This window comes from Microbacterium hydrocarbonoxydans (assembly GCF_900105205.1).
GTDB lineage: Bacteria > Actinomycetota > Actinomycetes > Actinomycetales > Microbacteriaceae > Microbacterium > Microbacterium hydrocarbonoxydans.
The window spans coordinates 1271751-1285185 of the sequence record NZ_FNSQ01000005.1 but is presented as its reverse complement, the minus strand read 5'-3'; the positions used below and the strand labels follow the sequence as shown (position 1 = coordinate 1285185).

10 protein-coding genes are annotated in these 13435 nt (G+C 70.8%); 3 read left to right on the top strand and 7 right to left on the bottom strand.

Features of this window, described 5'->3' with window-relative positions; all coding sequences use genetic code 11:
* Positions 1-29: 29 nt before the first annotated feature.
* The gene (locus BLW44_RS06525) at positions 30-1583 is read left to right on the top strand and encodes a dolichyl-phosphate-mannose--protein mannosyltransferase (RefSeq protein WP_060928545.1); all 1554 of its coding nucleotides are present in this window, start codon (positions 30-32) and stop codon (positions 1581-1583) included.
* Positions 1584-1587: 4 nt separating this feature from the next.
* Here BLW44_RS06525 and BLW44_RS06520 read toward each other — a convergent pair whose 3' ends face one another.
* From BLW44_RS06520 to hisC, 3 genes are read right to left on the bottom strand one after another with little or no spacing between them, the layout of a single operon-like run.
* Positions 1588-2067 (bottom strand): Lrp/AsnC family transcriptional regulator, encoded by a 480-nt coding sequence (locus BLW44_RS06520; protein WP_060928544.1) that lies wholly within the window; start codon positions 2065-2067, stop codon positions 1588-1590.
* A gap of 2 nt (positions 2068-2069) precedes the next feature.
* Positions 2070-3479, bottom strand: coding sequence for an amino acid permease (locus tag BLW44_RS06515; RefSeq protein WP_060928543.1), 1410 nt, complete (start codon positions 3477-3479; stop codon positions 2070-2072).
* Positions 3476-4549, bottom strand: coding sequence for a histidinol-phosphate transaminase (gene hisC, locus BLW44_RS06510; protein ID WP_060928542.1), 1074 nt, complete (start codon positions 4547-4549; stop codon positions 3476-3478). Before hisC ends, BLW44_RS06515 begins: the two co-directional genes overlap by 4 nt.
* A gap of 193 nt (positions 4550-4742) precedes the next feature.
* Between hisC and BLW44_RS06505 the strand changes: the two genes are divergently transcribed.
* Positions 4743-4961: a hypothetical protein gene (locus BLW44_RS06505; protein WP_060928541.1), complete on the top strand. Its 219-nt coding sequence runs from the start codon at positions 4743-4745 to the stop codon at positions 4959-4961.
* 1 nt (position 4962) lies between these two features.
* Here the strand turns inward: BLW44_RS06505 and BLW44_RS06500 are convergent, their stop codons facing one another.
* From BLW44_RS06500 to BLW44_RS06485, 4 genes are all read right to left on the bottom strand, one after another.
* Positions 4963-6774, bottom strand: a complete 1812-nt coding sequence (locus BLW44_RS06500) for a thioredoxin domain-containing protein (protein ID WP_060928540.1) — start codon at positions 6772-6774, stop codon at positions 4963-4965.
* 67 nt (positions 6775-6841) lie between these two features.
* Positions 6842-7414: an FMN reductase gene (gene msuE / locus BLW44_RS06495; RefSeq protein ID WP_060928547.1), complete on the bottom strand. Its 573-nt coding sequence runs from the start codon at positions 7412-7414 to the stop codon at positions 6842-6844.
* Positions 7415-7490: 76 nt separating this feature from the next.
* Positions 7491-8327, bottom strand: coding sequence for an aldo/keto reductase (locus BLW44_RS06490; protein ID WP_060928539.1), 837 nt, complete (start codon positions 8325-8327; stop codon positions 7491-7493).
* Complete coding sequence (locus BLW44_RS06485) at positions 8324-9523, bottom strand: heparan-alpha-glucosaminide N-acetyltransferase domain-containing protein (protein WP_245647480.1); 1200 nt, start codon at positions 9521-9523, stop codon at positions 8324-8326. The genes BLW44_RS06490 and BLW44_RS06485 overlap by 4 nt, the downstream gene beginning before the upstream one ends.
* Before the next feature lie 25 nt (positions 9524-9548).
* Between BLW44_RS06485 and hrpA the strand changes: the two genes are divergently transcribed.
* On the top strand, positions 9549-13427 hold the full coding sequence (gene hrpA, locus BLW44_RS06480) for an ATP-dependent RNA helicase HrpA (RefSeq protein ID WP_074731648.1): 3879 nt from the start codon (positions 9549-9551) through the stop codon (positions 13425-13427).
* The last annotated feature ends 8 nt before the right edge of the window (positions 13428-13435 follow it).

Genomic DNA, 13435 nt, shown 5'->3' with positions numbered 1-13435 from the left:
CGGGTTGCCTGGTTGTCTAGGCTGGACCGGTGACCGCGCCCCTGCCTCTGCTCCCGCCCCCTGAGGAGCGGTCGACGCGCTTCGGGCAGCTGTACGAGGGGATGCTGTCCGACGCCCGAACACATCGGATGCTGCGCTGGGTGGCACCGCTGCTCGTGACCGTGCTCGCGGCGGTGCTGCGGCTGGTGAACCTCGGCCACCCGCACCAGCTCGCGTTCGACGAGACCTACTACGTCAAGGACGCATGGTCGCTGTGGACCCTGGGGTACGAGGGCACTTGGGGCAAGAACGCCAACGAGGCGTTCATCACCCTCCAGCAGCTGCCGCTCTCGGAGACGGGCTCGTTCATCGTCCACCCGCCACTGGGCAAATGGCTGATCGCGCTGGGCATGGCGATCGGCGGCCCGGACGACACGGTCGGCTGGAGGATCTCGGTGGCGGTGCTCGGTACGGCGACCGTCCTGCTGGTCTACCTGGTCGCACGTCGACTGACCCGCTCCATCGCCGTGGCGACGGTGGCCGCTCTGCTGCTCGCCATCGACGGACTCGGCATCGTGATGAGCCGCATCGCCCTGCTCGACGGCCCGTTGACGTTCTTCCTGCTGCTGGGCGCGCTGTTCATCCTGTACGACCGCGATCGCACGATCCCGGTCCTCGAGCGCCCCGACCCCGACTCCCCCGACCCGATGTGGGGACCGGTGCTGTGGCGGCGGCCCTGGCTGATCGCCGCGGGCGTCGCGCTCGGCGCCGCCTCCGCCGTGAAGTGGTCGGGGCTGTACGCGCTGGCGGCGTTCGGGCTCTATGTCGTCGTGACGGACGCGCTGGCCAGACGTCGCGCGGGGATCGTCCTGTGGCCCAGCGCCGCGGCGTTCCTGCAGGGACCCGTGTCGTTCGTGCTGCTCGTGTTCCCCGCGCTCGCCACGTACCTCGTCAGCTGGACCGGCTGGCTGGTGACCTCAGGCGGATACGCCCGTCAGGCGGATCCGAACCCGCTGGTCGCCCTGTGGAACTACCACCAGGCGATCCTGAACTTCCATGTCGGACTCAGCAAAGGCCACCCCTATGCGAGCCCGGCCTGGGAGTGGCCGCTGCTGCTGCGGCCGACGGCGGTGTGGGTCGGCACCGATCCCGCACCCTGCGGGGTCGACCACTGCATCGCCGTGATCTCGACGATCCCCAATCCGCTCATCTGGTACGCGGGTGTCGCCGCGGCCGTCTACCTGCTCTACCGCCTGGTGCGCAGCTGGATCGAACGGCGGCCGATCGGTCCGGCCCTCACGTTCCCCCTGGTGGGCCTCGCCGCCACGTACGTGCCGTGGCTGCTGTTCCCCGAGCGGACGATCTTCCAGTTCTACACGATGGCGATGGCGCCGTTCCTCGTGATCGGTCTCGCGGTCGTGCTGCAGCAGATCGCCGGTCGACGGGAGGACCCGCTGCATCGACGCCAGTCCGGCGAGCGCACCGTGGCAGTCTTCCTGGGCGTCGTCGTGCTGGTGTCGGCGTTCTTCTACCCACTGTGGACCGGGATGAGCGTGCCGTACGACTTCTGGCTCCTGCACAACTGGCTGCCCGGCTGGATCTGAGCGCTCAGTCCGCGTCTCCCGCGACATGCTCGACGAGCGGCAGCACCCGACCCGACAGGTGGGTGCGCATCGCGATCGACGAGGCCGTGCGTGCGACGCCCGGCACCAGGGCGACCCGGTCGAGCACCTCCTGCAGCTGGGTCGCATCGCGCGCCACGAGACGCAGCTGCATGTCGCTCGCCCCGGTCACGGTGTGCATGTCGACGATCTCGGGCACCGCATCCGCCAGCGCCGTGGCGACCTCGTCGTGACCGACCTTCTGGTCGATCTCGACGAGACAGAACGCCACGACGCCGTAGCCGAACCCCGCAGGGTCGACGCGGGGCACGATCGCCTCGATCACCCCGCCCTCGTGGAGCCGGGCGAGCCTGCTCGTCGCCGTGCCCCTGGCGATCCCCAGTCGACGTGCGCACTCGAGGATCGGCAGCTGCGGCGATTCGGTGAGGAGTCGGATGAGCTCGGCATCCAGCCGGTCGATGCGCATGCTCAGTCCCTGGTCGCTCCGGAGCGATCCCGCGCGACGCCGGGACGGGAGACGTCGCGCGTCAACCGCGCGACGACCAGCAGCACGGCGGTCAGTCCGATCGTGAGCAGCAGCTGGACCCGGGCGGCCGGGTCGATCATGGTGAGGGCGACGACCCCGAGGAGCAGCGCCAGGCACAGCCAGCTGAGCCAGGGGAAGCCCCACATCCGCATCGGCATCTCGTCTCCTGCGCGGTCGGCGCGGCGACGCAGGATGATCTGCGACACCGCGGTGGCGGTCCAGATCACGATCAGCGTCGACCCGACGACGTTCAGCAGTGCGGGCAGGACCACGTCAGGGAACGCCCAGTTCAGCCCGACGGTGATGAAGCCGAACGAGACCGAGGCGAGGACGGCGACCACCGGTACGCCCTTCGCCGTCGTGCGCGTCGCCGCGAGGGGTGCGAGGCCGCGCTCGCCGAGCGAGTAGGCCATGCGGGATGCCCCGTAGATGTTCGCGTTCATCGCCGAGAGCAGCGCGATCACGACGATGAGGTCCATCACGAGGCCGACACCGGGCAGCTGGAGCGTGTCGAGCACGGCGGAGAACGGCCCGTCCTTGACGGCAGGGTCGTTCCACGGCAGCACCGAGACGATCACGAAGATCGAGCCGACGTAGAAGATCAGGATGCGCACGAGCACCTCGCGCACGATGCGGCGGATGTTGCGCGAGGGGTCGTCGGACTCCGCGGCCGCGATCGCGACGACCTCGGTGCCGCCGAACGCGAACACGACGATGAGGAGCGCTGCGGCGATGCCGGTGAGGCCGTTCGGGGCGAACCCGCCGTGGTCGACCAGGTTGCCGACGCCGGACGCGGGCACCGCAGGGATGAGTCCGAGGATGGCGCAGACCCCGACCACGAGGAAGACGATGATCGCGGCGACCTTGATGGCCGCGAACCAGAACTCGAACCGTCCGTAGTTGCGCACCCCGAAGAGGTTCACCGCAGTGAGGGCGACGACGAAGATGAGCACCCACACCCAGGCGGGGATCCCCGGGATCCAGGCGGAGATGATGCCGCCCGCTCCCGTCGCCTCGGCCGCGATGACGACGACGAGCTGGATCCAGTAGAGCCAGCCGACCGCGCTGCCGGCGCTGCGCCCCATCGCCTTCTGCGCGTACGAGCTGAACGCGCCGGAGCTGGGACGGGCGGCGACCATCTCGGCGAGCATCGCCATGATCAGCACCACGATGCCACCGGCGACCAGGTACGAGATGAGCACGGCGGGTCCGGCGATGCTGATCGCCTGGCCGGATCCGACGAAGAGCCCGGCGCCGATCGCGCCGCCCAGACCCATCATCGAGATCTGTCGACGGGTGAGGCCGGGGTGCAGCCCCTTCGTGGTGGTCGTGGTGGTGGGAACCTCGGTCATGCGCGCGCCTCCTGCAGTGCGGACGGGATCTGGAGCGCGGACTGCACCCGGTCGATGTCCTCCATTGAACCGGATGAGATCCGGATCCCCTCATCGGGGAAGGCCCTGGCGATCACCCCACCGTCGTGGAGGGAGGCGTCGAGGGCGCCCGTGCGCTCGCCCGCCGGGACCCAGACGAAGTTCGCCTGGGAGGGGACGGCCGGCCATCCTGCTTCGGTGAGCAGCCCGTGCAGACGCTCGCGCTGCGCGACCACCTCGTCGATGCGCGTGGCCAGCTCGTCCTCGGCGTCGAGCGACGCGACGGCCGCCGCCTGCGCGAGGTCGGTCACCCCGAAGGGCACCGCGACCTTGCGCTGGTTCTCGGCGACCTCGGTCGGCGCGAGCGCGTACCCGACGCGGAGCCCCGCGAGTCCGTACGCCTTGGAGAACGTGTGCAGCACGGCGACATGCGGATGCCGCCGGAACAGCTCGACACCGGCGCCGAACGAGCCGGTGCGGTCGAAGTGCACGTACGCCTCGTCGATCACGACGAGCACGTCATGCGGCACGGCGGCCACGAACGCCTCGAGAGCCTCCGCCGTCACGACGGTGCCCGTCGGGTTGTTGGGATTGCAGACGAAGATCAACCGGGTGCGCGGCGTGATCGCGGCGAGCATGGCATCCAGATCGTGCGTGTGGTGCTCATCCAGCGGCACCGCCACCGGGATCGCGCCGGCGATGCGCACGAGGGAGGGGTAGGCCTCGAACGACCGCCACGCGAACATCACCTCGTCACCCGGGCCGGCGGCCGCATGGATCAGCTGGGCGGCGAGCTCCACCGACCCTGCGCCCACGGTGACCGCGGCCGGGTCCACGCCGTAGCGCTCGGCAAGGCGGCCCCGCAGGGCGGCGGCGCTCATGTCGGGATAGCGGTGCATCGTGGCGAGACGCTGCTGCACGGCCTCGACGACCGACGGCAGGGGCGGATGCGGCGACTCGTTGGAGGAGAGCTTGGAGGCACCGGCTGGTGCCGAGCGGCCCTGGCGGTAGGCGGGCACGGCCTCGAGCCCCGGGCGGGAGGGAAGGGTCATCGTCTGAGCGTCCTTGCTGAGATGCGGTGGCGGCCGGGCGGCCTGCCGTCGCGCAACACTAGAACGGATGCCGGCGGTTGGGCAATCGGTGCAGCATCCGGTGCGCAACGCGCGCAGTCCGTCGGGTGGATTGCCTTCAGGGCTGAGCAGACTGCACACTGATCGCGGGGGCCGTGAAGGCTAGGATCGGCGCATGGGCGCCCCCTCCGGATTCGAGTTCGCGGTGCGCGGCGACGACGTGGTGATCCGTCACCACGGGATCACCGCGACGGTGCTCCGCGGCGCACGCGCGAGCGAGTTCCTCGACCAGGTCGCGCGCTCGGACCCGCAGCTGCTGATGGCGAGACTCACCGGCGACTATCGGCGGGGGAACGAGCGCACCGCACGCCGGCACCCGCGCAACGCGGGCTGAGTCAGCGCTCCGTCGACAGCAGGGCCGGATCCTCGACGGGCAGACGGCACACGAAGGAGCGGCAGTCGTAGGCGAGGCCGCCGTCCGGCGTCGCCGCATCGCCCTTGCCCTCGAACAGCTCGAAGCCCGCGTCGGCGAACAACCGGGCCTGTGCGGGAGTGACGACCGCGACCACGTCGGCGTCGCTCGCCCTGGCTGCGGCGGCGAGTGGCCCGGACGGACGCTCCGTCACGACCACGATCTGCCGCGGCGGATCGGCCAGCCCCGCCGCGACCCGCAGCAGGCTCCCGTGCGCGAACGGCTGACCGACGGCCTGCGTCGCGTGCGCGCGCACCCCGTCCGCGGCGGCATCGAGATACCTCTCGCCAGCGCCGAGGCGCCAGGCCGTCAGCGCGGCAGAGGCAACGGCCGCGGCACCCGAAGGCAGGTCGCCGTCGGTCTGGTCAGGGGCCGCGGCGATGCCGTGCGCGGTCAGCAGCGGATCGGAGTCCACTCCGGCCAGAGCCGCGTCCAAGAGCTCGCGGCCGCGGACGGCCCACCGGGAATCCCGCGTGGCCAGCGCGAGCTCGAGCAGCCCCTCGGCCAGAAGAGCGATGTCCGCGGTGGTCGCGACGGCAGCCGAGGCGACCCCGTCGAGCGACGCCCGCACCAGAGCGCCGCGCTCGTCGGTGTTGACCTGCAGCACGTGCTCGGCCGCGGCAGCGGCGGCATCGATCCAGGCGGGCTCGTCCAGTGCCGCGCCGGCCCTGGCGAGCGCTCCGACAGCGAGGCCGTTCCACCCCGTGATCACCTTGCCGTCCACCGCCGGCGGTTCGAGTCCGCCGCGCTCGGCGACGGGGCGCCGGTAGTACCCGCCCTCGCTGCGCTCGCCCTCGATCCACGACTCCGAATCCTGCGCGGCGCCGAATCCCCCGCCCTCGCGGCGGAGCACGTCGAGCAGGAAGGAGGCGATGCCGCGCACGGTCTGCTCATCCCCTGCGTCGAGCGCGACGGCGAGCAGCTGCGCGTTGTCGGTCAGCATCCGCTCGTAGTGCGGCACGCTCCAATCCCGCTGCGTGGCGTAGCGGAAGAACCCGCCATCGGCATCGCGGAGCTCGGACCCGGCCATCGCGGCGAGCGCCCGTGCGGCAGCGGCCGCGGCATCCGGCGCCTCCCGGCGCACCAGCGGGGACTGCAGGAACCCCAGGGTGGTCGCGACGGGGAACTTCGGGGCGCCCCCGAATCCGCCATACTGCGTGTCCTCCCGCGCGGCGATCGACAGAGCGGCAGCGGCGATCGCCCCGGCGTCCGGCAGATCGGACGGCGTCGAGGCCGCGGCCCGCGCGAGTGCGTCTGTGACGGCATCCGCCGACTCCTCGGCCTGCGCGCGGCGCACCGTCCACGCCTCGTTCACCGCCGCGAGCACGTCACGGAACGCGGGCATCGGGGGTCGCGCCTGCGGCGGCCAGTACGTGCCGGCGTAGAACGTCCGCCCCCGCGGCGTGGTGAACACGGTGAGCGGCCAGCCGAGGTTCTGCGTGAAGGCCGAGGCCGCCGCCATGTAGGCGCCGTCGACGTCGGGATGCTCCTCCCTGTCGACCTTGACCGCCACGAAGTCCCGGTTGATCAGCGCCGCCGTCTCGGGATCGGCGAACGATTCCCTGGCCATGACGTGGCACCAGTGACAGGTCGAGTAGCCGATCGAGATCAGCAGCGGCACGTCACGGCGCTGCGCCTCCGCGAAGGCGTCCGGACCCCACGGGTACCAGTCGACCGGGTTGTCGGCGTGCGCCCGGAGATACGGGCTGAGCGTGTCGGCGAGCCGGTTCGTCATATGACAACGCTACGCCGCTCCCCCGCGTCGGGGCCAGGGCAGCGGGGCCAGGGACGAGGCGCGAAAGTCAGGAGACGAGCAGCTGCTCGGCAGGGCGTGAGGCCGTGTAGCCGACCAGCGGCAGAGCGCGCTCGGCCGCGAGCGAGATGCGGGCGTGCAGCACGTCGGAGGCGATGACGTAGCCGTCGAAGTCGGTGTCGCTGGCGTACACGCCGAGCGGCAGCGTCAGCGCCTGGAAGAACGAGAAGAGCGGCCGCAGCTGGTGCTCGATGATGAGCGCGTGCCGCTCCCCGCCCCCGGTCGCCGCCAGCAGCACCGGCTTGCCGACGAGCTCGTACTGGCCGACGAAGTCGAACAGGTGCTTGAAGAGCCCGGTGAAGGATGCGCGGTAGACGGGACTGCCGACGATCAGCAGATCGGCGCTCTCGATCGCGACGAGCTTCTCCTCGACTCGCGCCGGCAGCTGGTCGCGGCGCAGGGCGCCGGCCAGCGACGGCCCGATGTCGGTGAGCTCGATGACCTCGATCTCGACCTCGGCGCGTTCGGCCACGGCACCGGCGATCGCACGGACCAGGGCCGTGGTCTTGCTGGGTTCGTGCAGCGAGCCGGACACGGCGACGACGCGGTAGGGAGCTGTCATGCGGTCGACGCTACTCACGACGACGCCCCGTGTCGCGAAGTGCGACACGGGGCGTCATCTGTCGAAACGGAACGCCTCAGTTCACGTCGTCCGGGTGCGATCCGACCCGACCGGTGCCGTCCTGGGGGTCGAGTGCATCGATCGCGGCGACCTCGGCGTCGGTCAGCTCGAACCCGAACACGTCGAGGTTCTCGCGCAGACGCTCCGCGCGCACCGACTTCGGGAACACGATGAAGCCTCGCTGCAGGTGCCAGCGCAGCACGGCCTGGGCCGGGGTGACCCCGTGGGCCTGGGCTGCCTCGGCGACCGCCGGCGTGCCGAACAGGTCGTACTTGCCCTGGCCGAGCGGGCCCCACGACTCGATTCGGATTCCGTGCGCGGTCGCCCAGTCGACGACGTCGCGCTGCTGGTAGGCGGGGTGCAGCTCGATCTGGTTGACGGCCGGCGTCACCCCGGTCTCGTTCACGACGCGCTCGAGGTGCGGCACCAGGAAGTTCGAGACGCCGATACTGCGGGTGAGACCGGCATCGCGCAGCTCGATGAGCTTCGCGAAGGCGTGCACGTAGTCGTCCTTCGCGGGGGTCGGCCAGTGCACGAGGTAGAGGTCGACAGCGTCGAGTCCGAGCTTGTCGAGGCTCTCGCCGATCGCCGCGCGCGGCTCGTCGCCGTGGTGACGGTCGTTCCAGAGCTTGGTCGTGACGAACAGCTCGTCACGCGGGATGCCGGAGGCGGCGATCGCCGCGCCGACGCCCTCTTCGTTGCCGTAGATGGCGGCCGTGTCGATGTGGCGGTAGCCGATCTCGAGCGCCTCGCTCACGGCGCGCTCGGTCTCGTCGGCCGGCACCTTGAACACCCCGTAGCCGAGCTGCGGGATGGAGTGGCCGTCGTTCAGTTCGAGTGCAGGAATCGTCATGACTCCACCCTACGACCTGTGATGACAGGCTGGCCGGAGGGCACCGCCGCCATGGCTGCAGCGGCCTTCCCCACAAGTCGTTCCAGGGGGCCACGCCCCCACAGGATCGACCAGAGGGTGGTGACCAGGAGCAGACAGATCGCCGTCGCCGCCCAGAACGCGTTGCTGGAGAAGAAGCCTCCCGGCCCGCCGACGAGGGCGACGGAGAGCACGTGCGCACTGTATGCCGACAGCGGCATGGACCCGAGGGCCCCGAGCGGCAGCAGCACGATGCGCAGCGGTCCGCTCGCCAGGATGCACAGCGCGATCACCGCGAGCGCGAATCCGCCGGAGCCGAGGATCTCGGCCGTGCCCCCGGAATGCGGATCCACGCCGAAGATCGCGCGGAGCACGGCGCCGCCCGGATCCGCGGCGACGACCGCCTGCGGATAGGTCTCCCATCCGGAGGCCGATCCCGAACCGGCCTCGAAGGACGACGAGTCGATGGCGCTGAAGATGCCGGATACCGCGCCGATCAGACCGAGCCCGTAGCCGACGATCATGAGACCGACCCCCGCCCCGAAGGTGATCGCCGCCGTCTCGAGGCGTTCCACCCGCAGTCGTCCCAGTGCCATGCCCGCGAAGACGAAGGCGAGCCAGGCCGTGATGGGGTACGAGCCGTAGAGCACCAGGCTCACTCCCGCGCCGTACGGATTGAGCGTGAGCACCGCCAGGAGCGCAAGCACGACGGGCCCCGCGAGGGCGAGGACGCCGGCTGCGATCAGCAGCTTCCACGGCTGCCACCGCAGGAACGGGATGACGGCGACGTAGAGCAGGCCGTACAGGGTCAGGATCACCGCGATCGGGGTGTTCAGCATCTCGAGCGCCAGCCCGATCACGAAGATCACGGCTCCTCGTCCCACCAGCTGCAGGCGGAGGCTCGGCATCCGCTCGGGGTCGGGCAGGGAGCTGCGCCCCGTCATGAGCGCGATCGAGACCCCGGCGAGCACGGCGAACAGGATCGAGGAGCGACCGTGCACGAGGTCGGTCCAGGTGGACAGGTCGAGCGGGTCGAACGCCACCGTCTCCCCGATGTGCGCGCCGGCCATGCCGAGGATCGCGAGCCCCCTGGCGACATCGAGACCGAGGATGCGGGGCGCGCGCCCGAACTCGTGCAGCCACCGCGATGCGGGAGGAACCTTCGACACAGTGCTCACGGATGAATCGTACGATGGGAGTTCTATGTCCTCCCCCGTGATCTTCTATCCTCCCGAGCTGCCCGTCAGCGCTGCCAGGGACGAGATCGCCGACGCCATCCGCGACCACCAGGTCGTCATCGTCGCCGGCGCCACGGGTTCGGGCAAGACGACGCAGCTGCCGAAGATCTGCCTCGACCTCAAACGTGAGCGCATCGCGCACACGCAGCCGCGACGTCTCGCCGCGCGGACGATCGCGGAGCGCGTCGCGGAGGAGCTGCAGGTCGAGCTCGGCGGCGTCGTCGGCTACAAGGTGCGCTTCACCGACAAGGTGTCGGACGACACGCGCATCGCGCTGATGACCGACGGCATCCTGCTGAACGAGATCCACCGCGACCGGCTGCTGCGGCGGTACGACACGATCATCATCGACGAGGCGCACGAGCGCTCCCTCAACGTCGACTTCCTGCTCGGCTACCTCGTGCGCATACTGCCCGAGCGCCCCGACCTCAAGGTCATCATCACCTCGGCGACGATCGATCCCGAGAGCTTCGCCCGCCACTTCGCGACGGCGGAGGGCGTGCCGGCGCCGGTCATCGAGGTGTCCGGCCGCACCTTCCCCGTCGAGATCCGCTACCGGGCGCAGACGGAGGAGACGGAGGAGTCCGACGAGGTCACCGCGATCGTCGCGGCCCTCCGCGAACTCGACCGCGAGGACCCGGGCGACGTGCTCGTGTTCCTTCCCGGTGAGGCCGAGATCAGGGACGCCGCGGATGCCGTGCGCGGCGCGTACTCGAAGGACCGCTCCCCCACCGAGGTGCTGCCGCTGTACGGCCGCCTGTCGGCCGCGGAGCAGCACCGCGTGTTCGAGAAGAGCCGCGTCGCCGGGGTACGGCGGCGGGTCGTGCTGGCCACCAACGTCGCCGAGACCAGCCTCACCGTTCCCGGCATCCGCTACGTGATCGACACCGGCACCGCGCGCGTCTCGCGCTACAGCAACCGCTCCAAGGTGCAGCGACTGCCGATCGAGGCGATCTCGCAGGCCTCGGCGAACCAGCGCTCGGGTCGCGCGGGGCGCACCAGCGACGGCATCGCGATACGCCTGTACAGCGAGGAGGACTTCGACAGCCGCCCGGAGTTCACCGAGCCAGAGATCCTGCGCACCTCGCTCGCCTCCGTCATCCTGCAGATGCTGTCGCTCGGCTTCGGCGACATCACCGCCTTCCCCTTCCTCACCCCTCCGGACTCCCGGGGCGTCAAGGCCGCGGTCGACCTGCTCACCGAGCTCGGCGCCGTCACCGGCAGCGGGGACACCCCGCGCCTGACCCGCATCGGTCGCGACATCTCGCGCATCCCGATCGACCCTCGCTTCGCCCGCATGCTGATCGAGGCCGGGCGCCCCGGCGGCACCGATGTCACCCGAGACGTGCTCGCGATCGTGGCCGGCATGTCGATCCAGGACGTGCGCGAGCGACCGTCGCAGGAGGCGCCGCAGAGCGTGCGCGACGAGGCCGACCGGATGCACGCGCGCTTCGCCGACCCGACGAGCGACTTCCTCTCGATCCTCAACCTGTGGAACCACCTCAGGGAGCAGCAGCGCGAGCTCGGATCCAGCGCGTTCCGCCGCCTCTGCCGGTCGGAGCACCTGAACTACGTGCGGGTGCGGGAGTGGTTCGACGTCCACCGTCAGCTGCGGTCCCTCGTGAAGGACAAGGACTCCTCCCGCTCGGGTACGGCCGATCCCGACGCGATCCACCGCGCACTGCTGGCCGGCCTCCTGTCGCAGATCGGCATCCTCGACGAGCGGAACACCGGCAAGGGACTCGATCCCAAGAAGCGGAGGATGGCCGAGTACCGGGGAGCCCGCGGCATCCGCTTCTCGATCTTCCCTGGCTCGGCGCTGCGCAAGAAGGCCCCGCAGGCCGTGATGGCCGCCGAGATCGTGGAGACCTCCCGCACCTACGCCCGCACGGTCGCTGCGATCGATCCGGCCTGGGCCGAGGCGCTCGCCGGTGACCTCGCCAAGCGCCAGGTCACCGAGCCGCACTGGTCGAAGGATGCCGGCGCCGCCGTCGCCTACGAGAAGGTGACGCTGTTCGGGGTGGAGATCATCCCGCGCCGACGCGTCCAGTTCGCCCGCATCGACAGGGCCGCATCCCGCGAGATGTTCGTGCGGCACGCGCTCGTGGAGGGCGAGTGGGATCCGACGCGCATCGACAAGCGGGTCAGCGCGTTCTGGCGCAGCAACGCCGAACTGCGCAAGCGCCTCGAGAAGCTCGAGGAGCGCGAGCGTCGTCGCGACATCCTCGCGGGCGACGAGGCCGTGTTCCGGTTCTACGACGAGCGGATCCCGTCGGACGTCTTCGACGTGCGCTCGTTCGAGAAGTGGTGGCGCGAGGCTCTGGCCGCCACCCCGAAACTGCTCGTGATGCGCGAGGCCGACCTGCTCGACGACGAGGGCAGGGCGGACCAGAGCGAGTTCCCGACGCGCTGGACGCAGGGCGACCAGGTGCTCGGACTCGCCTACCGCTTCGAGCCGGGTGCCGCGGACGACGGGGTCAGCGTCGTGATTCCGCTCCCGCTGCTCGTCCAGATCGAGGACAGGGGCTTCGACTGGCAGGTGCCCGGCCTCCGCGCCGAGCTCGTCACCGGGCTGCTGCGCGCGCTGCCCAAGGCGATCCGGCGGCACGTGGTGCCGGCCGCCGACTGGGCGGACAGGTTCGGGGCAGAGCTCGCGGGAGAAGGACCGGAGTCGCACGGCGGCCTCCCCGCCCGCACCCTCAAAGAGGCGCTCGCCCGCCTCATCCAGCCGCTCGCGAACCAGCTCGTCTCCGCCTCGGACTTCGAGGACGAGCGGGTGCCCGCGCACCTGCGGATGAACTTCCGCGCCGTGGACGAGCGCGGGAGGGTCGCGGGATCGAACCGCGACCTCAGCGCGCTGCAGGCCGACCTCGCCGACCGTGCCCGCAGCAGCGTCGCCCGGTCGATCGCCGCCCCGCCCCGCCGCCCCGGCCCCTCGAAGGGACCGCAGCCCGCAGCTGTCGCAACCTCGATCGAACGCGACGGCCTCACCGCCTGGACCTTCGGAGACCTGCCCGAGGTGCTCGACACCCGCGTGGCCGGCGGTGTGGTGCGCGGGTACCCGGCGATCGTCGATCAGGGCAAGACCGCCTCAGTGCGCGTCGAGGCCACAGCGGACGCCGCCCTCGTCGCCACGCGTGCCGGCGTGCGTCGCCTCGTGCTGCTCGGCGTGCCGTCACCGTCGTCGTACGTGCAGGAGCACCTGACGAGCCAGGAGAAGCTGGCGCTCGCCGCCTCCCCCTATCAGTCGGCCGCCGCGCTGATCGAGGACTGCCGCGCCGCGGTGGTGCAGAACCTCATCGATCGCACGGTCGCCGGTGGCATCGTGCGCACCGAGGCCGAGTTCGCTCGGGTGCGGGATGCCGTGTCGGCGGCGCTCGTGGACCAGCTGTTCGCCTGCGTGTCGCTGGTCGCCCGCATCCTCACCCAGTCCAGGGCCGTGGAGCGCGGCATCAAGTCGCAGAACTCGCTCGCACTGCTCGGGCCGCTGAACGACATCCGCACGCAGCTCTCAGGGCTCCTGCACCCCGGCTTCGTGTCGGCGGCGGGTGTCGACCGTCTCGCGCACTTCCCTCGATATCTCGAGGCGATGCTGGATCGACTGAAGGTGCTCGGCAACGAGCCGGGCAAGGATCGCACGCGCATGAGCGAGTTCGAGCGGATGGCGAAGGCGTTCGAGGAGGCGGGCGGCACCATCCCCCTCGCTCCCGACGCCTCCGCCGCCCTCGTCGAGACGCGCTGGCTGCTCGAGGAGTACCGGGTCAGCGTGTTCGCGCAGCGTCTGGGCACCGCGCAGCCGGTCTCGCCGCAGCGGATCATGAAGGTGCTGGGTTCGCGGGGGTAGCCTGAATC